The organism is Faecalicatena contorta, assembly GCF_021531995.1.
GTDB classification, from domain to species: Bacteria; Bacillota; Clostridia; order Lachnospirales; family Lachnospiraceae; genus Dorea_A; species Dorea_A contorta_A.
The window spans coordinates 1-430 of the sequence record NZ_JAFBIZ010000314.1 but is presented as its reverse complement, the minus strand read 5'-3'; the positions used below and the strand labels follow the sequence as shown (position 1 = coordinate 430).

At 33.3% G+C, this 430-nt stretch carries 1 protein-coding gene; it reads left to right on the top strand.

The window, feature by feature from the left end:
- The first annotated feature begins 81 nt into the window (after positions 1-81).
- On the top strand, positions 82-414 hold the full coding sequence (locus tag JQM82_RS16125; protein WP_235251435.1) for a winged helix-turn-helix transcriptional regulator: 333 nt from the start codon (positions 82-84) through the stop codon (positions 412-414).
- Positions 415-430: the final 16 nt, after the last annotated feature.

The following is a 430-nucleotide window of genomic DNA, read 5'->3' as shown; positions in this document are numbered from 1 at the left end:
GTATATATAATTATAACGGGTACAGAAGAAATAACAAGTACTGTCTTATTATACAGGTACTATCATTGAGGAAAGTGTGAAATGATTAAGAATTATATTGAAAACGCAAATTTTGAAGATACCGGATTCAGCTATACTCTTTCACTTATATCTGGCAAACACAAGATGGTTATTTTGTATTGTCTGATGGAATTTGAAGTTGTGAGGTTCAATGAATTAAGACGATATTTGAAAAATGTGTCGGACAAAACGCTTAGTAACAATCTGAAAGAATTGGAAACAGATAGACTGATTGTTAGAAAAGAATACCCCCAGATTCCACCAAAGGTTGAGTACAGTTTAAGTGAGCGAGGTAAATCCCTTATGGAAGTGTTGGATCAGTTATGTATTTGGGGAGAAAAGAACAGACAATAAACTTTCAGTTTATCTG

Excerpts from the sequence above, each read along its gene's own strand:
- JQM82_RS16125 (WP_235251435.1), top strand. The coding sequence starts at position 82 with ATGATTAAGAATTATATTGAAAACGCAAATTTTGAAGATACCGGATTC.